A 23,215-nucleotide genomic window follows, 5' to 3' on the forward strand; every position below is an offset into this window, starting at 1 on the left:
GCTTATTTATCTTTGTATTTTTGAGCGATTGTTTTGTGCAATGAAGATACAGCATCGTCAAGTGTTTGTTTTGGTGATTTCTTTCCTGAAGCAGCGTTGAACATTGCCGGTTCCATTGTTGTCCATACTTCTGCCATTTCTGGAATATTTGGCATTGGAACTGATGAGTCGTATTGCTGAATAACTGCCTTGGCAAGCTGATCATCGCTGTTGTTAACCTTTGCTTGTGCATCAGGATTGACTGGAATTTCATTTGCATCTTTATAGAACTTATAAGCATTCGTTGCATTTGTTGCATACGTCAACCATTTCTTTGCAAGGCTAGGGTTCTTGGTGTAAGCAGAAGCAACCCAAGCCTTACCGCCTGCAAATGGTTTATATTCCTGACCATTTGGCAATGTTGGAATTTTGGCAACACCATAGTTTATTTTTGCTTTCTTATAAACGGATGCTTGCCATGGCCCATCGATTACTGCACCGGCTTTTCCTTTAACAAATTGATTGGTTACAAAATTGCCTGAAGCTTTCACATCCTGCATACCTTTAGGCCATACTTTTTGGAACCAACGTGTCGCATAAGTTACTGCCTTAATTGATCCATCGTTGTTCAGCCCAATATCCTTTGGATTTGTACCGTTATTTCCAAATACATATCCTCCGTAACCGGCATAAAGACCATATGCATAATAGAAATCAGTCCATTTCATCAAGAAACCCGTATTTTTACCAGATTCAGATGAAAATGCAAATCTTTTGTCTTTTGCTAGCGCTTCCAAATCTTTGAATGTTGTAGGGGCTTTCTTAACCAAATCTTTGTTGTAGTACATAACAAGCGCTTCAATAGTCAGCGGAACACCGTAATATTTCTTTCCATATTGAACTTGACGATGTCCTTTTTCATTCAGGAAGCTGAGCATGCTCTTGTCAATGGAGAGTAATTGGCCTTGTTGACCAAGATTACCAACACGATCATAAGGAGCAAGCATGACATCCGGAGCCTTACCCGCTGGTCCGTCCAGATTCAGTGCAGTTAATTGATCGAACATCGGTTTCGTAACAACTTTAACCTTAACGTTATTCGTTTTTTCAAACTTCCCTTTAATGCTGTTTACGAATTTAGCATAAGCTGAGTTCGATGAATCAACGGAAACGGTCAACGTTTTTTTGCCACCGCTACTACCGCTTGATGCTCCTGATCCACATGCTGCTAGTGTGAACACAAGCCCAAAAACAAGGATTGCAGATACTATTTTTTTGATGTGTTTCATTTCTCTTTCCCTCCCTTTTAACTTACAAGTTTATTATAAGTTAATAATGTAATCGTTTACAACGACTGTTTTCATGTTACCGATAACAGGATATGAGCCACTCAGGATTTTGTTTTGAGAACGGTAAAACCCTGTGCAGGAACATCGATTTTTTTCGTCTCGATCTCCTTACTATTCCAAATGTCTGTATATGAGTGATCTTCTTTTAAAGAAACACTGGCTTCCTTATCTCCATGATTAAAGATAAAAATCAACGACTGATTGCCTAGTTCTCTACTGAAGTGCAGTACTTTCTTCGAGGAATCATTGGTCTCCAACCAGTCAAGGCTCCCTTGTGAAAGAATAGAGTGATAGTCATTACGCAACTTTATTAATTTCTTTGTAAATTGAAGCATATCTAGGTCTTGCTTCTCTTCATCCCAAATCATACATTTACGGCATAACGGATCATTGCCGCCGTCAAGTCCAACTTCTGTTCCATAATAAATGCATGGTGAACCTGTTTGCGCAAACAAGAATGCAAGTGCCTGTTTCACTTTTTGAGCATCGCCCTTTGCCAAGGTCAAAATTCGGGCCGTGTCATGACTGTCTAGAAGATTAAATGCCGCTTCATTGACATTCTGACTGTATTTCATAAAGTGTTCATTCAGGCTGCCGATCAATTGCGAAGAATCAGTCTTATTTTCAATAAAGAAATTAATAATTGATTTTGTTAACGGATAGTTCATTACACTGTGAAATTCATTGCCTTGAAGCCAATTCCATGCATTATGCCAAATTTCACCGACAATATACAAGTCTTCTTTCTCTTTCAGGACTGCCTGATGAAACTTTTTCCAAAAAGCATGATCTACTTCATTAGCGACATCCAGTCTCCAGCCATCGATATCAAATTCTCTAATCCAATATGTTGCAATGTCTAATAAATAGTTTTGTACTTCTGAGTTCGCTGTGTTTAATTTCGGCATGGTCGTAGTAAACCCAAAAGCATCAAAAGATAGCGACGGTTTACCATCAAAATTGCCATTTTCTCCATCGCGTACAGGGAATGAATGAATATGGAACCAATCTTTATAGACTGATTTCTGCTCATTTTCGATGACATCCTGCCATTGCTTTGATTTACTGCCGATATGATTAAAAACAGCATCAAGCATGATGCGAATACCTCTTTTATGAGCTTCTTGAACTAATGTACGAAATGTTTCTTTGTCGCCGAAGTGCGGATCTATCGTATAATAGTCCAAAGTATCATATTTATGATTCGTAGGCGATTTAAAAATTGGATTTAGGTAAATACCGCTAATTCCCAGATTTTTTAAGTAATCTAAACGATTAATAATTCCCTGAATATCGCCGCCAAAAAAATCATCTCGATCAGGATCTTTCGAACCCCATGGCAATACATTCTCTGGAGATCGATCGGGATCTCCATTTTCAAATCGCTCTGGGAAAATTTGATACCATACTGTTGACTTTACCCACTCTGGTGTTTTGAACAAATCAACTTCATGAATATATGGAAATTTAAAAAAGTTATCGGGAACTGAAAATGTGACCTGGTCATTTGGTAAGAAATCACGATCACCATAGAACACAGACTCTCCATTTGAATCTGTAAGTACAAATGCATACTGCAAGCGTCGATACTCAGGTTTGATGGCAATGAACCAATAATCATGAAAATTGGTCGTCGCACTTTTTTTCATCTCAGCTCGGTGACTTACCCATTGATATTCCCCGTCAACTTTGATATTTTCATACGGATCTCCATAGATAAAGACTACAGATTGGATATCATCTTTCTTGGAACGTACTTTAATATGCATCGTTTCTTTATCATACGGATATGCGTATGAACTACATGGTTGATGATAGATTGCTGACTTTTCCATTACATACCCTCCTCTTTATTCTTTACTAATACATAGCACTCATAAGGAGCTAACTGTCTGTTGGTTTCTTCGTACTTAATTTTGCCCAGATTATTCAGTAAACATGTCCACGATGAAAGATCTGGCTGATCAATAAACTGCGGTTGATTAGAAAAATTACAAATAACAAGCGCTGTCTTTCCTGATTCCCGGCGTTCGTAGGCGTAGATGAATTCATTTTCTACATCTAGAATCTGACATATTCCCTCAACAAATAGTTCATTATTCGCTCTTATTTTCATAAGGCTTCGGTAATAATTAAGAATTGACTGAGGATCTTGATCTTGTTCTGCGACGTTAACCTGACGATCATCTTTATTAACCCCTAACCACGGTTGACTTTCAGAAAAACCGGAAAAAGGAGTCGTGTCCCATTGCATTGCGCCACGAGATGTGTGTTTTGATCGAGAGTGCACACGATGCATCATCTGTTCGTAGCTATACCCAAGGTTCAAAAGCCGAGAAGCCGATGCTGAAAGTGTCGAATCGTGATAATCATCAACTTGCTCAAGCTCTAAATTGGTCATGCCAATCTCTTCTCCTTGAAAGATGAACGGCATACCCCAATGCAGGTACATGAGCGTTGCAAGCATTTTTGCACTTTCATTGCGGTATCGAGCCGGATCACCAAATCTAGAGAGCATACGCGGCATATCATGGTTATTCAGGAATAATGCGGGCCATCCTTCTCTATATAACTCTTTTTGCCAATGTTTCATTATTTTTCGAAAAGATTTTAAATCGAAATGCTCTTCCCGCCACTCTTTAGGAAACCTAGTATCACCGCTAAATGTAACCGCATCCAAATGTTTGAATGAAATAACACAATCACATTCTTCACGGTTTTGTTTGGTATATCTTTTCGCTAATTCAACATCTGCTGAAGCCGCTTCGCCAATGAGAAGACAATCGGGTTTCACTCGTTTCATTTGCTGACTGAATTCACGGATGAACGCATGCACTTTTGGTAAGTTTGCGTAGCATGGCTCTGCAATCACAAACTCCTGATTTTGGTCAGGATTGTTAAAATCATGAAAGCTCTGATCCTTAGCTAGGTGAATGATTGCATCGAGCCTGAAACCGTCGATTCCCTTTTCCAGCCAATACCTTGCCATTTTGTAGAGTTCAGCTCTGACCTTGGGATTTTCCCAATTCAGATCTGGCATCTTCTTATCAAACAAATGAAAATAGTACTGATTGGTTAAAGATTCGTAAGCCCATACACTTCCCCCAAAGAAAGAAGCCCAGTTATTCGGTTCTTTTCCATTCTTTCCATCTCGCCAAATATAGAAATCCCTATATGGATTGTCAAGGCTCTTCCTCGCTTCTTGAAACCAAGGATGTTGATCTGACGTATGGTTAACAACTAAATCAAAAATGATTTTAAGATCCCTCTTTTTTGCTTCAGCAATCAGTTGTTCCAAGTCAGCATCCGTACCGAACTGTGGATCGATTGAATAATAATCACTCACATCATATCCATTGTCCACTTGAGGTGATCTAAAAATAGGATTAATCCATACCACATTAACCCCTAAAGATTTAATATAATCCATCTTCTCTACAATGCCTTGAAGATCCCCAATCCCGTCTCCATCAGTATCATTGAAGCTTTTTGGGTAGATTTGATACACTACTGCACTATGCCACCAAGGTTTCTCCATCTCATTTCACCTCCTTTACTTCTTAAAATTAACATGCACTCTCAAAGATAACAATCACCAAAGGCCTTGTTACCGCTAACAAAAAAATTAAGAAAATAATAAAGGCGACTCCTGAAACTATGAGTCGCAATTGTCGTAGATTTTGTTCACTTAGAAAGATAACTGAGTACTTACGATAATTCCTTCAAAAAATGATGAACTAACCCCGGTTAAATTGTGGAATTTCGGACAATTAATTCAGGCTTAAATATCTGGTTTCCCTGCTTAATCCCGCCTTGATCAATTTTATCAAGTAATTGTCTAGCACAAGTTTTTCCCATTTCCACAATCGGTTGACGAATAGTCGTTAGCTTTGGCTGTGCAATACGATCCAGAAATACCCCGTCAAAACCAGTAACCATCACATCACCAGGAATATTTAGGCCAAGCCTCTGCGCTGCATGGACAACGCCAATACCTAACCGATCTGATGCACAGACAAAGGCGATACGTTCGTGATTTTTTTTTAATACTTTTTCTGCTTCAAATTGAGCGATATGTGAACTGTTCTTCATCAGATTTATTTGAGGTAACAGCTGCTTCATCTTCATTGTTTCTTCATAACCTTCAATTCTTGAGCGCATGAACGGTTCGTCAATTTCAATACCGTAAAACAAGATTTTTTGACAACCATGATCAAAAATATGTTCCGTCACCATCTGCATTCCCTTTTTATTATCAACATCTACATAGTCATAGCCCTTTTTATTTTCCCCAAACAAGATTACAGGTTGCTCAAGATGAGAAATAATATGATCATAATCCGTTTTGCGCATCCCCGTAACGATTAATCCATCACATCTCCCAATGGTGTGTGAACTACGCGTTACAAGCTGCAGTGAGTAATGGCGCTGATCGAGCTCTATTGCAATACCAGCCAGCAAATTCATATAATACGGCTCAGTCGTATCCATCTCTTCTAAAATGAGCAGTTTAATCACTTGGGTTCGATTATGCACCAATGCTTGGGCAGCATAATTAGGCACATAGTTTAGTTCCTTCATTGAGTCATATACTAATTGGCGTAATTCTGTAGAAACCTGCTCAGGATGGTTAATCACTCGTGACACCGTCATTTTCGATACAACAGCTTTCCGTGCGACATCAGACAGAGTTGCCATTTAATTCCCTCACTTCCACTCATTCCATTACAAAAATTATTATATCATAATTAATAGTAATCGTTTACATTTAATTCAAAATGATTTATGATACCTTGATGAATCATATTTATCGTTTTTCTCTATTTGGAACTTGTTGAAAAGTGAGGTGAACACCAGTTCTGAACAAGCCGCAACGAGCAGGTGATTTTCTGCAGTGAATCTTGAGCATATCAGTAACTGGTCAAATATTTGAAAACACAAACAGTTAATTATCAAGCCCAAACCCTTTTCAAGATCACTTGGCCAATTTTTATTGAAATCGCGCTTCGTATGGCGATGGGCATCATCGCAACATTAATGCTTGGCCGTTATTCCGACGCAGCGGCATCAGGCGTCGGCGTCGCAAATCAGCTGTTAAGTCTTTTCATCCTCATTTTTAATGTGACTTCAATTGGCGCAACGATTCTAATCGGTCAAAATCTGGGTGCAAAACAATACCAACGTGCTGAACAGATCGCACACTCTGTCTTTTTTATGAATTTCTGGTTCGGGGTTATCGTATCCGCTGTTGTCGTCTTGTTCGGCGAGTACTTCCTAGGGTTGTTCCATTTACATGGGATGATTCTCCAAGACGGACTCTTGTTTATCCGGATTTGCGGCGCATCACTTTTTCTTGAATCACTGTCACTTGCGATGAGTGCGATTTTACGTAGTCATGGATTCACAAAAGACGCAATGATTATAACCGTTATTATGGATGGAATCAGTGTGCTCGGAAATGTGATTGCAACAAACGGTCCCTTTGGTCTTCCGATTACAGGAGTCAGTGGTGTATCCTGGGCAATGGTGATCGCTCGCGTGTTTGCCATTGTCGCACTTTCACTGGTCATTTGGAAAAGGCTGAATGTAAAATTTTCATTCAAGGACTGCTATCGCGCCAGTCGCAAGAATATCCGTGATTTACTTTCGATTGGTGTCCCTTCAGCAGGGGAGATGCTTTCCTATCAATTGTCCCAATTAATCATTACAGCATTCGTTGTCATGATTGGAACTGGTGCACTTGCAGCGAGGATTTATATTCTAAATATCACGATGCTCTGCTTTCTTTTTACCGTAGCGATTGCCCAAGGAACCGAGATTCTGATTGCCCGTTATATTGGAAGCAGGCAATCAGAACAAGCCTACAAGCGCGGGATTAAAACCGTAATCGCCGCAATGGCCTCATCGACACTTGTATCGATAATAATCGCGCTTTCAGGAGCAGTTATATTAGGCTTATTTACAAAGTCATCTGCAATAATTGCCATTGGGCTCCCTGTTCTGTGGATCAATCTCTTTTCTGAGCCTGGTCGAGCGATTAATATCGTTTTAATGGGAGCTCTAAAATCAGCAGGTGATGTCCGTTTTCCTGTGTTCATTGGCGTTGTTTCGATGTGGATAATCGCGGTCGGATTGAGTTATTTATTGGGTGTTTACTTTGGCTTCGGATTGATCGGAATTTGGCTTGCTCAAGGGACAGATGAATGGTTCAGAGGTCTGTTCGCTCTAAAGCGTTGGCAATCTCGTCCATGGGAGCATCTCCATTCGTTCGTCTCCAGCAAAACCGTTTCAAAATGATCAATACATCGTTTGTTTCTTATTATTAATGATTCTTTTAAGCTGACAAAGACCCGCACAGAAATGAGTGTACTCATTTTGCGAGTAAAAGAATGAAAAACTGATTATTTATCTTTAACGGGCTGATAACGGTATTTTTCCGGTGTCAGCCCGTTTAAGTCGTTCTTGACAAAAAAATTTTATTGAGAACGTTGTTATTACGAAGTATATGGCAATAGGTAAGGCTTTGAGGTAATCTCTGCCTTTTCCCCTGCACCACACCGTGCAAGCAGCTTTCACCTCACACGGCGTTCCATCTCATTTCTTGAGACTGATTTCCTCTAGATTGCAAGCCTTTCGATAGAGATTTACTCGAAACAGCTGTTCCATTGATAAATTAAGGTCTTTAAGGTATTTTCCAATCGTTTGAGCGTGAGTGGCATGGATCAACTTGTGGATTTTTTCGTCAATAATCCTAAGATTATCAAACGTATCCGTTCCACCAAGGGATATGGGCTTGTAATGATGACAATGGACGGTATTTCGCTGTAAGAAATTCTTTTGTAATTTCGCAAAGTCCTTTTTTCATAGAATATCGCGATATCCCGTTGTCCAGATATTCCACAGACCGAGCCGGAATGTTCGAAAGCAGTAGTTTCTGAATTTCTTCATAGACAATTGCTTCCATTCCCTTGCCAAGCCATGTCCTGCCCTCACTTGTGTACAGACATCTCTTGCTCATGAAACTCTTAGCGATGCTCATTCTTTGTATTTGATAATCTAGAATTGAGCCATAAATAAGCGATTCGCTCACATAAAAACGAGCCACATGATTTCCAATTCTTAGCCTATCTTCCCTATGATAGAACAGTAACCAGCAATTCTACATAAGGGAGAGGGAAAAAAAGGATGATCGATATGGCTCACTATCATCGTATCAAATTTCTGAAGGAGGTTGAAGGTCTTTCACAACGCCAGATTGCGAGAAAGCTAGGAATTTCAAGGAATACAGTGAGTAAGTATCTGAAACAGGAAGAAGCCCCCACTCTTCCCGTTCGGGAGCGCTCATACGGAAAGAAGGAATACTCGGAGGAAACCCAACGCATTCTGCCGATCATCGATCAGTGGCTTCTTGAGGACCAAAAACATTGGGTGAAACAAAAACATACAGCAGCGAGAATCTATCAACGATTAGTCAAGGAATATCATTTTAAAGGCTCATCTTCCAACATTCGTAAACTTGTCGCCAAGAGAAGACAGAAACAACAGGACGTATTCATTCCACTTGAATTCCAATACGGCCTTCAATTCCAATTTGACTGGGGCGAAGCAGATGTCATTCTTCAGGGGAAAACGCAGCGAATCTTTCTTTTTTGTCTACAGCTTTCGTCTAGTCGTTTTCGGTTTGTTCGGGCTTACACTCATCAAAAACAGGAGGCTTTTCTGGATGGCTTTGTTCATGCTTTTGAATTCCTGGGTGGTGTTCCTGTCGAAGGTCTCTTTGATCATCTAAAGACAGCCGTGGTCAAAGTTCTGAAGGGCAGAGATCGCCTAGAACAAGAAGCCTTTATCGCGCTTCAGGCGCATTATGGATTCAAAGCCACCTTTGCCAATCCCCGAAGGGGAAATGAAAAAGGCCGGATTGAAGGGACAGTTGGCTATGTCCGACGTAACGCATTGGTCCCTTATCCGGACGTTCAGTCTATGGACGAACTCAATCATTATCTTCAGGATTGGTGCCTTAAAGAGGCTACCCGCATCCATGTTCCGCGTACTGACGAGACGGTCGCACAAGTTTGGACCAAAGAAAAGCTAACGCTCCATTCCCTTTCGGGAACACCTTTTGAAGCCTGCCGGTTGATGTCCTGTCACGTCAATCCGTTGTCTCTGATCCATGTGGAAACCAACCAGTACTCCGTTCCTAGCGCTTATGTTGGACAGGCGGTCTGGGTTAAAAAGTTTGTCGATCGTCTGATCGTTGTGGCTCAAAATCAAGTGATCACTGAATACCCCCGTTCTTACGGACGAAATCAATTATTTACCCGTCTGGACCATTATCTGGAGGCACTTCTGAAAAAACCGCGTGCGATTCGAGATGCGCATCCTTTTCAGAATCCGGATATTCCTGAAGCCTTTCGGCATTTTCACCACAAGATGCGTGAGACTGAAGGAGCGGCCGGAGACCGCAAATTTGTCCGGCTTCTTCTTCTCCACCGAGAGCTGGGCATGGATCAGTTAACCAAAGCGATTCAAGAAGCGAAACGGAAACAACTCTTCACTTATGAAGCGGTTCATGAGGTCATTCAAAAGATGACAGGTAATGTGGCCGACCCGGTTGGTCAAGCCCCAGAGGCTCTGGAGAACTACAAGGTGAAAGTGACCGATATCAATCAATACAGGCAACTCGTGAAGGAGGGAAACTAATGACGACAGAACTTCTGCTGGACCATCTGACCAAACAGCTCAGAATGCCTACTCTGGCTAGGTAATATCGTTCTCTAGCGAGGGAAGCGGAGGAGCACAATCTGCGTTATGAAGATTATCTTTTAGCATTGCTTGAAGCTGAAGCTCAGAGTCGGGAAGAAAATCAGCGAGAAAGGCGTTTGAAACAGGCGCATTTTCCTGTTTCTAAGACACTAGACATGTACGATTTCAGTTTGATGCCTAGCCTGAACCGAAACCATTTTCTCACCCTAGCCAAAGGTGAGTTTGTGCGAAAAAAAGAGAACGTGATCTTCCTCGGTAACAGCGGAACTGGGAAGAGCCACTTGGCTATTGGGCTGGGAATCGAGACGATTCAAAACGGGTTTAAAACAAAATTTATAACGGCCTCCGAATTAGTCGAAGAACTGCTCATGGCCTATGAGGAGCAGAAATTAAGTGCCCTGGAGAAAAGGTGGCTATGCTTGTAGAACTTCGCTTCGCATACAGGTTCAATCACTTGTTTTATCATCTGTTGGATGAGTCTATCCATCATATTCGGTATGCCTGGTGGGCGTTTAATTTGGCTTTGGCATATAAACTCTTTTAACTGCTCGGGGTTTGTAGTCCCTAAGAGCAGTCCGCATATGTGCTATAAAGTGATCTTCCTGCATTGCCTTATAGCTGTTAATGATAAAACCATCTGTTCCTGCCGTTTTAAAGCCTTTATTCGCCTTGATTGTTCGGTAAGCAGCAATATATTGCTTTTCGAGATAATGATTGAGTACAGATTGTCGTCATAAAGCCTGTCAAATGTTTCTTGCATGCCATAGTATTTCCAATTCCGTAAGGTTGCGTTCAATCGTGGACACCTCCAAGAAGTGTTTTCCCACGCTCCTACCCGACCGTTTGAACTTCATCTTGAGGAAATTCAGTTTTCAAAGAACAAGACTTGGGGCTATCCCTCCGCGTTCATTACACGTTTCGTTGGTACCGTTCCCCTACTTTCACAAGAATGGAGTCACTTCAGCTTCCGCTTTATAGACACCTGCCCAGTAGTAGCTGTTTACTAGCAGTTCCTTGCTTACCACGTTCCAATACACCTAGCTTTGAATAACTATTTTAGGTACCTACTATGAGCCTGTGAAATTATAGATTCATTGTTATCTATTCCGAATTTCATATGACGAAATCTTGCTTTTCGGTATTCCATGATACATTTGTATCCCCGTACTTTCGTAGCGGCTGCAGTTTTAGACCCGTACATTCGCAGGTTCGTCAGCTCTTATCTTAGCATTCTTACCTCGATAGCTTTTTAGCCATCCAGCTTATCCTTTACCGTATGATTCATTCACTTAGGTATTGTTCAGTTGACTTCACCTGACTCCATACACCCTTTGACTACTATCGCCGGATGCATGCAGGAGTATCAATGGAGATGTATCAACGCAACGTGACGGTTTTCATTCCATCTCTCGGTGTATCAGTTATCATTGCTTCAAATTACTTAGCAACGCTCTCATTTCGCCTGTTTCGCTTATTGAGAAACGTGTCGAACTCATCTAACTAAAAAAGACAGGCATTAAACAAGAGGGATTAATTCCGAAAAATATTGTATGTAATAATCTGCATCTTTCATGATTTTTCTATGCTGTTTATCTCCCCTTTTTAGCAAGAAGGAGGTTAACACTGTTCTTATCCCTGCATTCCTAGCCCCTTTTAATTCGTCAAAGCTCCCATCTCCAACAAATAAAGATTGACTTGGATCAACGTTCATCTTGTCAAGAGCGATGTTATAAATTTCAGTCTGGGGTTTTAAACAACCTACATTCCATGAGAAAATAGCATCATCAAATAACTGATAAAGAGGCGATGCCTGCCAGTACATAGAGTCTATAGAATCTGAATTACTGACAAGGCACAATCTCTTTCCACCCTTTCTCAATTCCGAAAGTACATGGATAATTAGTGGATCTACCTGTGTTAAGGCTTGCTCCATTCTCTTTTTTCTTAATTGTAAAATTTCATCAATGGACTGACGATCCACAGAAATATTCATCTTATCAATGATACGCTGAATTATGGCCCGGGGATTTTTCACTTTACCGGTTGCTCGCTCAAAATAAAGTTTTTCATCCTCAGCGTATTTTTCCCAATCACTAGTTGATAGATTCAGAACATCATTTTCATTTTTTGAATTAAAATACTTCGGTGTGACGAGGGTAAAAAACAAGTCAAAAAATATAACTGACACATCATTTTTCAAAGATTTTCCCTCCCTTTATGTTTTACAATAGCAATCGGTAAGGTTTTGATATGATCGCCACCTTTTCCCAAACACTAGCCATTCAATAGAGATTCACTCGAAATCGTTGCTCTTGATCATTTTTTGATCGTTTGAGTCTGAGTAGCATGGATCACTTATGGAGTCTTGCGTCAACGATCCTGAGACGATCAAACGCATCCGTACCATCTTAGGACAGGGCTTATCGTGATGACAATAAACAACTTCACTGTAAGAATTCTTTGTAATTTCGTAAATTCCTTCTTTCATTTTTTTGTACAAAAAAGGGCCCACACAATCGATTGTGCGGACTCCTTCATTTTACTTAATAATCATTTAACCAAAACTAATAATATCCACTTCATTCAGATCAACTTTACCACTTTTCTTTAATACTCTTAGCGTCCCATTACGTATCCCTTGAATAACTTTAACCATGCCTTCTTCCGGACTCACCCCAATGCATGCCACGCTTTTTCATGCGGAACGTCAAATGCCTTTGATTCGATTCCATCGCACCCAATCTCCCCGCATTTTCGGGAAGATTTTCTTTCGCCGTACTCTCTCGCCAATCAAACAAACGATCCCAGTGTTCCATGAGATAGTGCTTGACCTTTTCTACCTGCATTCCCGCTATTTTATAACAATAAAGTGTCCAAATCCCTTGATAGTACTGAGATTTGGACACTTTTTCTCTTGACAAATCTCCCAAACATTGGTATAATTATACCAATGTTTGGGAGGGGTTCTCATGTCACTGGTCTATCTGAGAAATAAAAAGAATGGCATCACTTATGTTTACGAATCTGTGGGGTACTGGGACAAGGAAAAAAAGCAAGCGCGGAATAAGCGGAAATGCATTGGGAAACTGGATTCTGTAACGGGGGACTTCGTCCCTTCCAAAAAATATTCCGAAACGATGAAAGAATTGATTGCCCAAAAACCAGGACCAGTTCCGACAGAACGAGCGGAACGCCGTTTCTGCGGAACAACCCATTTGTTTGATGCTATTGGAGATAAACTAGGGATGACAGAGGATCTCAAACGTTGTTTTCCTGATTCCTACAAGCAGATTTTATCAGTAGCCTATTATTTAGTTATGGAGGATCGGAACTCGTTGAGTCGCTTTCCTAAATGGGCACGGACACATGTTCATCCTTTCGGAAAAAATATCCCGTCACAACGGAGCAGTGATCTTTTTGGATCAATAACTGAGGATGCTAAGCAGCAGTTTTTTCACCGACAAGCGGAGCGTCGCATTCAAGAGGAGTATTTAGCGTATGATACCACATCTATTTCTTCATACTCCAAGTCTCTAAAACAAGTGAAATATGGGAAAAATAAAGACCATGATCCATTACCACAAATCAATCTAGCTCTTTTGTTTGGTGAGACCTCCGGTCTGCCTGTCTCATACCGAAAACTGCCGGGAAACATTGCAGATGTGAAGACGATCCAGCACCTTTTGGAGGAGTTTGAACTGTTCGGGAAAAAGAAGATGAAGTTTGTAATGGATCGGGGATTCTACAGTGAACAGAATATTAACTAAAACTTGAAAGATAGAAAAGTGTTCTAATCCATTGCTGGTTCTATGTTTATCTTGAATAAATTACCCTAGTCTACCACTTTTTTCAGCTGTTTCTGATAGTTAGACGGCAGTTTGTCCAAAAATCTTGCAATAATCTGATCGAGGACTTTTTCAGACAGAACGAGTTCATTCTCGAAGGCCTCTTGAAACAAATCGATGAGTTGACGAATCGCCTCGGTAAAGGTGATATCCGCGAGTTCATCGACCATGAGATAAAACAGCTCGCCTAAGGTACGGTCATCCTCCTGTTCACGATGCTGTACCGCAAGCAAGGAATAACCAATCGCCACGCAGGCTGTATGCGCGAAGATCCCATCATAGGATAAGCCCTGGTATTTGGCCAGTCGAAGATAGTGTTTGCACATTTTGAAGTACACCTCGATCGACCAGCGCTTCCCGTACAGTTGGATAATCTCATCTTCGGAAAGCTGCGTGTTTGTCGATGCCAGCACAAGATACTCTTTGCGCTTTCGGCGATTGCGCACGTAAACCAGTTTCAGGGGGAATGGTTCTCCCCCCTCAACCACGACTTCAACGATTGTGGAAAGCAGGTAGCGCGACCGTCCGCGACGCTTTTTCTGAGCTTTGAAGATGGCTTTGACGTCCATCATTTGACCGTTGAACCGGTAATACGCTTTTTTAGACCGCTTGACCATGGCAACCGTGTGAAGCTTTAGTTGACGTAGCTGATGAAACATCATTGGACTTGAGAACCACGAGTCAAACAGAACATACGGAGCGCGAACCCCTTGATTCAGAGCGGATGCAATCAGTTCCCGAGCGACATCAGTTCCTTTGCGTTGAGCCTGGAGTTTTCGCTTTCCGGACCGCGTCCGGGCATCCACTTTCGTGTCGCAAACCTGATTCTCGCCGGAAAGCAGGGAAAAGCTGACCGGCAGGAATGTGTTGCCATCGCTCCAGCCCAGTTGAAGAAAGCGGAATCCCCGCGTATGCCGGTGTTTCGCGTGGTCAAACTGGAATGCGGCCAGTTCGACGCGTTTCGCATGCGCGCGTTCATACATGGAATCATCGATAATAAACACGTTCTGACGCGCCGAGTCGGTGAGCGGCTCAATGAATCGAATGAGTTGGCGACAGAGCAGGATCAGGAACTTTTGCCAGTTGATCTTGCCGCTGTTCAGTAAATTACGGAACGTCTTATCCGAGAAGCTGAGTTGGTTCCGATGTTTCAGATAATCGCGATACGTTGACTTGTTGGAAAAAATGGTACTGAGCAAGTAGCAGAACAGGACACGGAAAGGCACTCCTTTTGTCTTGGTCGCATGGGAGGCTCGTGCAATCTGTGCCAAATGAAATCGGCTAAAAAAGGTTAGGACAGAATCTAAAATACCGGCTGACAAATGATCATGACGTGGTATACTTTTCATAGCATGAATCGACCTCAATTAATTGTGAGTTGGTACTTCAATTATACCGAGTGTTCGGTATTCATGCTTTTATTTTTGCTTTCCCCCCTTATCTGACAAGGCATGAAGGCTGTTATTGATGTTTCAAGTTTTAGATATTAATGCTTTCTACGAAAAACATCTCAAGTTTCTTATCGGAGTTAGAACGTCACTGAAATTTGTTCAGAAGAAATTGGCAGATGTTCGGGCTACTATGGTTTCGAGACCTCATTATCAGTCGACTATCGGTCTCTACTATCAATCCTTTATGACCGATTGGAACTATGAAAGCATTAAAAAACACTCTGGTGAAGTGATCGAAACCAAGAAACGAATTTATCTGCATCTTTACTACAATGATCAGAAAGCCGTCGATGACAAAATGGCTTTCAATAAACTCCTAGATGGGCTTGAAGAAGAATTAATTTCCGGTCGCCGTAATCCCGATCACGAAAAATTGTATGCCCGTTACTACACGATTAAAGAAACGCCTGTCCGAGGCACTACGTTAACACCCAAACAGGAAGCGATTGAAAAAGCGGAACAGGATTATGGCTATTTCGCCCTACTCTCCAATGGGATCAAAGATCCCATAGAAGCCATTAATAGTTACCGAACCAAGGATATGATTGAGAAAGCATTTGGGAACCTAAAAGAACGTCTGAATCTAAGACGCACCTCAGTTTCTTCCGAGGAAAACTTAGATGGCAAATTGTTCGTTCAGTATATTGCCCTGTTCTATCTTTCATACATAAAAAAAGCAATGAGTGATCATGATCTCTTCAAACGATACACACTTCAAGAAGTTCTTGACGATTTAGATGTCATTGAACAATTTCAGCAACCCGGTCATAAGCCATCCATTGGTGAAATGACCAAGAAACAAATGGATCTGTACAAAGTGCTTGGTATGAAGAACCCCTCATAGGTATAAATTCACGGGAATGCAGGTTTCTACCTGCTCAATACGCCCATCCTCGTCTTGATTACTTTCAAACGTATCCAGTAACAGGATGACCTCTGCACGATCTTTTCTTTGAATCGCCTTTTGTATACGCGTGATCCAAGACTTATCACCATGTAGGGAACGAGTTAGGGATTGAGCGACATGAAACGCATCCAGTTGAACCCAAATGCGCTTGTGTGACCCACAAAAGGCATCTTTAAAATGCGTTTCGTCATAGCCTACGCCTCCGTCGCTATTAGCGACAACTTGTGTCTGCCATAAGCGATAACGCTGTTCGACTGCGGCTTCAACCTGTTCCCAAAACGTATCCAGTCCCTTGCTTGTCATGACCGCGTAGGGCTCTTTCAGAAGCCGTCTTTTTCCGTTCTTCACCCAAACCTCATACAAAATAAAATGCTTGATTTCAATGTGTTGCCGTTTCTTCATTCCACGGATAAAGGTTCCATCAGCCTCCGCAAAGAGAAAATTCGGTTGTCGTGTTCCATCTAACTCTCCATTGGCTGCTTGGATCACGTGCTCTTGATCCTGCTTTTCTTGAGTTTCGCCGACTACTCGAACACAGTGCATAACCGTGCTGTGACTCATTTGAACCTGAGTCCAAGTGGCTAAGGTTCTCACGACCTCCCGGCAAGTCATACGGCTCGCTAAGGCCGCTGTTTCATATTCAACATTTGGCGAATAACGCATGTGTTTTCTCAATTTAAGCAGGTGATCCAACGGATAACAGGCATGCCCTTCCGGGTTAATCATACGCGTATGATAGAAAGTCACCGGTCCAAATAAGAATTGGAGAACACGCTGGTCCTTATGACTATCTACTTTCCAGCCCTCCGCCTGTTTTTCACGGGTAATCGCTTGGTCAAGCAAAGAAAACACTTGTTCAACGCTATGCCTCATGAACTGATACATATAGGCAGTCGCCTCTTCCTCAAATGCCAACAAGCTCGTTTGATTCTTCCAAATTCCTAATAAATCCTCTATACTATCCATTGAGAAGGCCTCTATTCCTGTTGTATTCCGTGGTGGGTATACATTTAGAATAAGGAGCCTTCTCCTTTTCGTCCAGTCAAAAAGGGGATACCAAAAGCATAATTCGAGAAGAAAGAGCTGCATGCCGCTCCATCCTCAAGCACTCACATCAAATTTATCCCCCTGAGAAACATTTTACACATAGAGGATCGAGGTTCGTGAAAATCACCGGACTGATCAGCGAAGGAACTTTATCCTTAATCACAGAGATATCAAAGGAGATCAATTTCTGTCCTTTTACAACCGTATCTCCTTCGTTCACATAGTTGGTAAATCCCTCTCCATTGAGTTTTACCGTATCCAATCCAATGTGATCAGGACTTCCATGCCATCGATGCCTGTCAATCCGACCGCGTGCTTCGTAGGAAACACGCCGCTTACTTTCCCATCAACTGGCGAGACGACACCTTCATCCGGATCAATGGCAAAACCATCGCCCATCATCTTTTCAGAAAATTCCTTGTCCGGCACATCTGAAATCGGAAGCAACTTTCCTTTAATTGGTGCGCATATCAGTTCGGCTCCAACAGATACTGTACCTAAACTTGGTTCGGGTGCTGAAACATCCAACTTCACTTCAGTAAGATCGACAGATGATTTGATCAGTTTTCTCAGCGCATCTGCCACAAATTCCACATCTGTACCTATGACCACCTGCAAATTTGTTTTATTTACTTTGACGACGCCATGCGCACCATGATGCTTGATCGCCGCACTGTCTACGATCTCTGAATCCGCCACCGTCAGTCGTAGCCGCGTGGTACAATTATCGACATTCGTAATATTCCTCTTGCCACCGATATCCTTGATAAATCGGGCAGCCATCACCTCATATTTATCACTTGCATCTATACCAGCAATTTGATCCGGATTTTCTTCAACGAGATCATCATCGTCCTCGCGCCCCGGTGTCTTCAAATTGAACCATTTAATGGCAAAATAGAAGACAACAAAGTAAATCACCGCGAAAACAATACCGACGACAAGCAGCAGCAGCGGCTTTTGCGCGATTCGGTAATTGAGGATGTAATCAATCGCACCAGCTGAAAAGCTAAAACCATCATCTACCGCGACTTAAACGCCGCACGCAACATTTTAAAATGGAGTTTAAACCCAGAACAACATTACAAATTACATGATTTTCCAAACATCAACCCCAGCAAATTGGTAGAAATCATCTAACGTTCGCAAGTCGTCATACAGACAACAAACGTGCTCGGTGGGACAGAACCTTGCCATCGTAAAACGTCACAAGGACAACTATTTGCGTAATGTGCTGAGAACCGCTCGTAATAGAATTGGAACGAAACGCGCACGATATAGTTGTCAGAAGTGAAGCGCTTCTCTTGAGTTCAGGGTAATTTCACTGAATCAGAAAATTAAGGCGTTGCCGTCTATCTGGTTCGTGTAGCTATTTAGCAGTTATAACCAGATTCCTGCGACTTTTAGTCGCAGGTAGTTCAATCGGACACAATCACCCTGCCCTCACTTGCCTCAATTGCTTCAAGAATCTCGTACTTACTCATTGTTATAAAATCGGACGCATCACAATCGAGCAATCGCTTCGTCATCTAAACTCCTCTTTTCTTAAACGGTGCAGCCCCTTTATCAAATAAATGCGGGGGTCTTATGCACTGTTTTTTATTTTCTCTTTCAGTGTACAATTAGAGTCAATGGTTATTCTATCAATTTTCGGCGTGACCTTTGACCCAGTCCATCTAGGTATTAATCCCTATTTCCGCCAGAAAAACTCGATTTTTGTCAAATAAATGCGATTTGTAATGCTTAATCTATCAATCTAACTGGGTTATAATCAATTTTATTTAAGAGAGAAAAGGGAGCATCTTTTTTTATACTATAAGAAGTGTAAGATTTTAAGGATTATAGTATAAGAGCACTAAGGCTTCGCATTAAAAAAGATTGACGAAGCCAAGTTTTCTAATAGAATTCATTACATTGGGGGATGGTTTACTAATGACAAAAAAATGGTGCAAGAATCTGTTCGCTGCCGTTTTAACTTTACTTCTTATTTTTGGTTCACTTCCGTCATTTGCGGCTGCTTCATCTTCAAGCAAAGCAGATCAACAACTGACATCTGTTAAACAAGGTACTGGCCGTTCAGTATTGGAGAACGCTGATTATTTCGGAGATCTCCCGGATAACACGCCGGTTTCTGTGGATATTGTCTTAAAGACTAGCAATGAAAAGAAACTGCAATCCTACATTGAACGAACAGTAGATCCAAACAGCGCATTGTACCATAGATATCTTAGTGTTGACCAGTTTAAAAAAGGGTTTGGTGCATCCGATATAACGGTCAAAGCTCTGGATCGATATCTGAAACACTACAATATTAGTACGAAAATCTATGATAATAATCTGATTGTTTCTGCAAATGGAACGGCGGGCGACTTCAATAAGGCATTCAGCGTGACCATTCAGAAGGCGAAGTTCAGAGGAAGAACCTTCCATGCCGCAAAAAAAGGACCAAAACTGCCGCGTTTCCTTGCTTCTCATGTGTTAGCAATCCTTGGTTTGACTAACTATTCCGAACTCACTCCTCGTGCCGTGAAACGTCCGCTTAAACTTACTCCGAACGCGAGCGGTGGACCATTAAGCTTAGACCCTGCCGATTTCATCAAGCAGTACAATGTCGGGCCATTATATGATCAAGGCGCGAACGGCAAAGGACAAACCATTGGTATTGTTACATTAGCAGATTTTAATCCAGAAGACGCTTACAGTTTTTGGAAACAAGAAGGCATTGATGTAAAAGCTGACCGCATTCAAAAAATTCTTGTTGACGGCGGATCCGATTGGAACGGCTATGAAGAGACCTCACTCGACGTTGAACAATCCGGTGCACTCGCTCCTCAAGCAGACGTTAATGTCTACATCGGACCGAATACAGATGCAGGCTTCGTAAACGCATTTGCAACGGCAATTAACGAAAACAAGGCTTCACAACTTTCTGTGAGCTGGGGACTCAGTGAGTCGGCAATCAGTGCCGCTGTTAAAGATCAAACCGAAGATCCGGCTTATGCGCTGGTCTATAATCAATTATTTGAACAGGCCGCAGCTCAAGGTATTTCGATGTTCGCATCAGCAGGTGATGCCGGCGCTTATGACGCAAGCCGCGATATAGGCACGTACAACTTCGCTGTTGACAACCCGGCGGACAGTCCTTATATAACGGCAGCCGGAGGCACAACCTTGCCATGGACCTACACAACGAAGACCGGCGTTCAGCTTAATGTTTCCGAGGAGCGCGCATGGGGTTGGAACTATCTCTACCCCTACTTCGATTCACTTGGACTGGGTACAGCGGAAGGCTGGTCGAAGTATTATTTTGTCGGTGGCGGCGGTGGATTCAGCCAGTTGTTCGCGACTCCTGACTATCAGAAAGGCGTTTCCGGTGTGAACCGATTTACTGCCGTGCAGCAGTGGCAACCAAGTACTGATTTCGGTTCCGTCACACCGCTTACTGATTCGAAGATCGTTACGGGCGGTGCAACCGGTAGAAACATGCCGGATGTATCGCTGAATGCGGATCCATATACCGGCTATAAAGTCTTTATTTCCGATCCAAACGCTCCCGGCAGCAACTCAAAATTCAGCACGTTCGGTGGGACAAGCATTGTCTCTCCTCAATTAGCTGGTCTGACTGCATTGATGAACAGCAATCAAAAGAGTCGAATCGGATTCTGGAATAGTCAAATCTATCGTTTTGCCAAGCAAAAGAATTCACCATTCCATCCACTCAACGCGACAGGAGCAGAAAATACGAATTTGTATTACACCGGTACAAAAGGAACGATTTATAACCAGAGTACCGGACTTGGCACAATTGATGCCGCTTCACTTGCAGGCCATTTTAAAAGTTCATTTTCACGCTGATTTAACTTAGGAAAAAATAATTAGATTTCTTCCTGTAAATGCTTATGTATAAAGAAGGTCCTCGAGTCCATTAAACTCGAGGACCTTTTGTTTGCCTCAGCGATCAATAATGTTCACGTTGTAGGTATCGAGCCATTCATTCATCTGCGCCATATGGGCAATCAGCTGAGGACCGGACATCAACTGACCAAACCATGGAGCTTTAAAAGAATCGCCTTTCGTGTCAATCAGTGCTTGCAGTTTCTGTTTATCCACTAATTCAAGCAGTGGAGAGCTTGGTGAGTCAATCACCTTTTGCAACCAGCTTGAGACGGCTTGCGTGTACTTTGGATGATAGGTTTTCGGATACGGGCTCTTCTTGCGGTAGAGCACATCATCAGGCAGATAACCTTTGAGTGCCGCGCGCAGAACACCTTTCTCATGACCGTCCAGCATCTTCATCGCCCATGGCACATTCCACATGTACTGAACAATCCGATGATCAGCAAACGGCACACGCACCTCTAGGCTCGCACCCATACTCATGCGATCCTTTCGATCAAGCAATGCGGTCATGAACCAATTCATATTGAGGTAGAACAATTCGCGGCGTTTCGCGTCAATCACAGATTCACCCTCGAGCTTAGGCGTTTCGGCAACCGTCTCATTAAACCGCGCCATTTCGTATTCTTTTAGATTTAATTTGCTTCCCCATTTGTCATTGAGCAAATCCTGTCGCGCACCAATTGAACGCATCCATGGAAAGCCTTCCTTCGCTGATGTTTCCGGGCTGTGAAACCAAGGATAGCCCCCGAAAATTTCATCGGCACACTCTCCAGATAGCGCAACGGTAAATTCCCTGCGGATCCCTTCGCAGAGCCAGAGAAGTGAGGAATCGACATCGGCATAGCCAGGCATATCGCGAACGACAATCGCTTTTTTCAGATAAGAAACAAGGTGTTCATTATCAATGATAAGATTATGGTGTACCGTTCCAAGGTATTTAGAAACTTCTTGAATAAAAGGCGCGTCACTATTCGGTTGGAATTTGCTTGTTTTAAAGTATTGGTCGTTGCCCACATAATCGATCGAAAAGGTGTGAAGCGGCGGTCGTTTTTGTTCTTTAAAATATTCTGAGGCGATTGCCGATATCCCACTGGAATCCAAACCGCCGGACAGGAATGTTGCGACCGGAACATCAGCGTACAGCTGCCGTTGTACCGCGTCAGTGACAAGATAGCGCAAATGGGCGATGGTCTCCTTCAGGCTATCTGTATGCTCATGACTTTCCACGTTCCAGTAACGCCAAATTTTCAAACCATTTTTGGTATAGGTGAACGCGTGCGCAGGCCGCAGATCATGAATGCCCAGGTAGACACCGTGACCCGGCGTTCGCGACGGACCGAGTCCGAACACTTCGCAGAGTCCTTCTCGATCAATTTCCGGATGGACATCCGGATGAGCTAAGATCGCCTTTAATTCTGAGCCAAAGAGCATTCTACCTCCTGATTCACTGTAGAAGAAGGGCTTTACTCCCATTCGATCGCGTGCACCGAACAATGTTTTCTTTGCGGCATCCCAGATCGCGAACGCGAAGATTCCATTGAAATGATCCACGCAGCGTTCCCGCCACTCAATATAAGCGGTCAACAGCACTTCGGTATCGGAGTGACCTTGAAACGTATAACCCTCTTTTAATAAATCCGAACGAATTTCTTCTGTATTGTATAATTCACCGTTATAAACAAGCACATACTCGTTGTGATTCACCGTTTTTTTCATCGGCTGGCGACCGCCCTCCGGATCGACAACGACCAGACGCGCGTGTCCGAGTGCTGCATTCTCCGACAGCCATGTATTTAAATCATCAGGCCCGCGATGATCCATCGTCTGTGCCATTTTTTTTATTGTCTTTCCCTCGCTGCGTAAGTCTCGCCGCCAATCAATCCAGCCTGTGATTCCGCACATTCATGTCATCCTTTCCTGCCACCTTAGGCATTAACCTCTTTTTCATCTTATGCAAAAGAGATAGGCGCGTGA

12 protein-coding genes and 7 pseudogenes are annotated in these 23,215 nt (G+C 42.5%); 6 read left to right on the top strand and 13 right to left on the bottom strand.

The features are described from left to right. Positions 1 to 2: 2 nt before the first annotated feature. The 4 genes from ABWW58_RS04965 to ABWW58_RS04980 form a co-directional block, all read right to left on the bottom strand. Entirely contained in the window at positions 3 to 1,268 is a 1,266-nt protein-coding gene (locus tag ABWW58_RS04965; RefSeq protein ID WP_353868103.1) for an extracellular solute-binding protein, read from the bottom strand. Positions 1,269 to 1,369: 101 nt separating this feature from the next. Beyond that, complete coding sequence (locus ABWW58_RS04970; RefSeq protein ID WP_353868104.1) at positions 1,370 to 3,163, bottom strand: glycoside hydrolase family 13 protein; 1,794 nt, start codon at positions 3,161 to 3,163, stop codon at positions 1,370 to 1,372. Next, positions 3,163 to 4,866, bottom strand: coding sequence for a glycoside hydrolase family 13 protein (locus ABWW58_RS04975; protein ID WP_353868105.1), 1,704 nt, complete (start codon positions 4,864 to 4,866; stop codon positions 3,163 to 3,165). Before ABWW58_RS04975 ends, ABWW58_RS04970 begins: the two co-directional genes overlap by 1 nt. A 209-nt stretch (positions 4,867 to 5,075) precedes the next feature. After that, positions 5,076 to 6,026 carry a LacI family DNA-binding transcriptional regulator gene (locus ABWW58_RS04980; RefSeq protein WP_353868106.1) on the bottom strand — a complete coding sequence of 317 codons (951 nt, stop codon included), beginning with the start codon at positions 6,024 to 6,026 and terminating at the stop codon, positions 5,076 to 5,078. A gap of 231 nt (positions 6,027 to 6,257) precedes the next feature. Here ABWW58_RS04980 and ABWW58_RS04985 point away from each other — a divergent pair, with 231 nt between their 5' ends. After that, complete coding sequence (locus tag ABWW58_RS04985; protein WP_353868107.1) at positions 6,258 to 7,625, top strand: MATE family efflux transporter; 1,368 nt, start codon at positions 6,258 to 6,260, stop codon at positions 7,623 to 7,625. A gap of 297 nt (positions 7,626 to 7,922) precedes the next feature. Here ABWW58_RS04985 and ABWW58_RS04990 read toward each other — a convergent pair. Beyond that, positions 7,923 to 8,150, bottom strand: a pseudogene (locus ABWW58_RS04990) (group II intron reverse transcriptase/maturase); the annotation flags it as partial. Positions 8,151 to 8,522: 372 nt separating this feature from the next. Here ABWW58_RS04990 and istA point away from each other — a divergent pair. After that, positions 8,523 to 10,028 carry an IS21 family transposase gene (istA, locus tag ABWW58_RS04995; RefSeq protein WP_353868108.1) on the top strand — a complete coding sequence of 502 codons (1,506 nt, stop codon included), beginning with the start codon at positions 8,523 to 8,525 and terminating at the stop codon, positions 10,026 to 10,028. Positions 10,029 to 10,114: 86 nt separating this feature from the next. After that, positions 10,115 to 10,516, top strand: a pseudogene (locus tag ABWW58_RS05000) (ATP-binding protein); the annotation flags it as partial. Here ABWW58_RS05000 and ABWW58_RS05005 read toward each other — a convergent pair. The 3 genes and pseudogenes from ABWW58_RS05005 to ABWW58_RS05015 all read right to left on the bottom strand — a co-directional run. Then, positions 10,495 to 10,887: pseudogene (locus ABWW58_RS05005) on the bottom strand (group II intron reverse transcriptase/maturase); the annotation flags it as partial. The pseudogenes ABWW58_RS05000 and ABWW58_RS05005 overlap by 22 nt on opposite strands. 720 nt (positions 10,888 to 11,607) lie before the next feature. Continuing rightward, entirely contained in the window at positions 11,608 to 12,291 is a 684-nt protein-coding gene (locus ABWW58_RS05010; protein WP_353868109.1) for an HAD family hydrolase, read from the bottom strand. Positions 12,292 to 12,705: 414 nt separating this feature from the next. Further along, positions 12,706 to 12,904 (bottom strand): annotated as a pseudogene (locus ABWW58_RS05015) (ISLre2 family transposase); the annotation flags it as partial. Positions 12,905 to 13,060: 156 nt separating this feature from the next. Here ABWW58_RS05015 and ABWW58_RS05020 point away from each other — a divergent pair. Further along, positions 13,061 to 13,855, top strand: a pseudogene (locus tag ABWW58_RS05020) (IS1634 family transposase); the annotation flags it as partial. 68 nt (positions 13,856 to 13,923) lie between these two features. On the opposite strand, the gene ABWW58_RS05025 reads toward ABWW58_RS05020, so the two are convergent. After that, a complete protein-coding gene (locus ABWW58_RS05025) occupies positions 13,924 to 15,285 on the bottom strand; it encodes an IS4 family transposase (RefSeq protein WP_353868111.1) in 1,362 nt (453 codons plus the stop codon). 133 nt (positions 15,286 to 15,418) lie between these two features. Between ABWW58_RS05025 and ABWW58_RS05030 the strand changes: the two are divergent. Beyond that, a pseudogene (locus tag ABWW58_RS05030) lies at positions 15,419 to 16,231 on the top strand (IS1634 family transposase); the annotation flags it as partial. On the opposite strand, the gene ABWW58_RS05035 reads toward ABWW58_RS05030, so the two are convergent. The 3 genes and pseudogenes from ABWW58_RS05035 to ABWW58_RS17180 form a co-directional block, all read right to left on the bottom strand. Then, complete coding sequence (locus tag ABWW58_RS05035) at positions 16,226 to 17,260, bottom strand: UPF0236 family transposase-like protein (RefSeq protein ID WP_353868113.1); 1,035 nt, start codon at positions 17,258 to 17,260, stop codon at positions 16,226 to 16,228. The pseudogene ABWW58_RS05030 and the gene ABWW58_RS05035 overlap by 6 nt on opposite strands. Before the next feature lie 154 nt (positions 17,261 to 17,414). After that, positions 17,415 to 18,262, bottom strand: a pseudogene (locus tag ABWW58_RS05040) (glucose PTS transporter subunit IIA). 497 nt (positions 18,263 to 18,759) lie between these two features. Continuing rightward, complete coding sequence (locus ABWW58_RS17180; protein ID WP_445783413.1) at positions 18,760 to 18,870, bottom strand: DUF7916 family protein; 111 nt, start codon at positions 18,868 to 18,870, stop codon at positions 18,760 to 18,762. 403 nt (positions 18,871 to 19,273) lie between these two features. On the opposite strand from ABWW58_RS17180, the gene ABWW58_RS05045 reads away from it, so the two are divergent. Next, positions 19,274 to 21,196 (top strand): S53 family peptidase, encoded by a 1,923-nt coding sequence (locus ABWW58_RS05045; RefSeq protein WP_353868114.1) that lies wholly within the window; start codon positions 19,274 to 19,276, stop codon positions 21,194 to 21,196. 96 nt (positions 21,197 to 21,292) lie between these two features. Here the strand turns inward: ABWW58_RS05045 and asnB are convergent, their stop codons facing one another. After that, positions 21,293 to 23,143: an asparagine synthase (glutamine-hydrolyzing) gene (gene asnB / locus ABWW58_RS05050; RefSeq protein ID WP_353868115.1), complete on the bottom strand. Its 1,851-nt coding sequence runs from the start codon at positions 23,141 to 23,143 to the stop codon at positions 21,293 to 21,295. Between the last annotated feature and the right edge of the window lie 72 nt (positions 23,144 to 23,215).

It is taken from the genome of Sporolactobacillus caesalpiniae (assembly GCF_040513385.1).
Classification (GTDB): Bacteria; Bacillota; Bacilli; order Bacillales; family Sporolactobacillaceae; genus Sporolactobacillus.

Bases quoted from the DNA above. Each gene is read 5' to 3' on its own strand.
- ABWW58_RS05045 (WP_353868114.1), top strand. From the start codon at position 19,274: ATGACAAAAAAATGGTGCAAGAATCTGTTCGCTGCCGTTTTAACTTTA.
- ABWW58_RS17180 (WP_445783413.1), bottom strand. From the start codon at position 18,870: ATGACGAAGCGATTGCTCGATTGTGATGCGTCCGATTTTATAACAATG.
- ABWW58_RS04980 (WP_353868106.1), bottom strand. From the start codon at position 6,026: ATGGCAACTCTGTCTGATGTCGCACGGAAAGCTGTTGTATCGAAAATG.
- ABWW58_RS04970 (WP_353868104.1), bottom strand. From the start codon at position 3,163: ATGGAAAAGTCAGCAATCTATCATCAACCATGTAGTTCATACGCATAT.
- asnB (WP_353868115.1), bottom strand. From the start codon at position 23,143: ATGTGCGGAATCACAGGCTGGATTGATTGGCGGCGAGACTTACGCAGC.
- ABWW58_RS04965 (WP_353868103.1), bottom strand. From the start codon at position 1,268: ATGAAACACATCAAAAAAATAGTATCTGCAATCCTTGTTTTTGGGCTT.
- ABWW58_RS05035 (WP_353868113.1), bottom strand. From the start codon at position 17,260: ATGGATAGTATAGAGGATTTATTAGGAATTTGGAAGAATCAAACGAGC.
- ABWW58_RS05025 (WP_353868111.1), bottom strand. From the start codon at position 15,285: ATGAAAAGTATACCACGTCATGATCATTTGTCAGCCGGTATTTTAGAT.
- istA (WP_353868108.1), top strand. From the start codon at position 8,523: ATGGCTCACTATCATCGTATCAAATTTCTGAAGGAGGTTGAAGGTCTT.
- ABWW58_RS04975 (WP_353868105.1), bottom strand. From the start codon at position 4,866: ATGGAGAAACCTTGGTGGCATAGTGCAGTAGTGTATCAAATCTACCCA.